This window comes from Halalkalibacter lacteus (genome assembly GCF_036663595.1).
Taxonomy (GTDB): Bacteria; Bacillota; Bacilli; order Bacillales; family Bacillaceae_D; genus Halalkalibacter; species Halalkalibacter lacteus.
The window spans coordinates 1-208 of the sequence record NZ_JAWRVL010000533.1 but is presented as its reverse complement, the minus strand read 5'-3'; the positions used below and the strand labels follow the sequence as shown (position 1 = coordinate 208).

The 208-nt window shown below is 45.7% G+C and carries 1 protein-coding gene; it reads left to right on the top strand.

Translation table 11 applies throughout. From position 1 onward, the window contains the following. A partial coding sequence (locus tag SAZ04_RS23255) for a DUF559 domain-containing protein (protein WP_332700211.1) occupies window positions 1-208 on the top strand: 208 nt, incomplete at both ends.

Genomic DNA, 208 nt, shown 5'->3' with positions numbered 1-208 from the left:
CTTCATTTAGGCTACAAGGTTGACACACAAGTCGGAATGTCAGGCTATCGCATTGACTTAGCGATCATTCATCCAAACGATCCTCATCGTTATATTCTTGGGGTCGAGTGTGACGGTGCGATGTACCACAGTTCTAAAAATGCAAAAGAACGAGACGTGTACCGCCAACGCTTCCTTGAAAATCGAGGATGGACCATTGAACGCATCT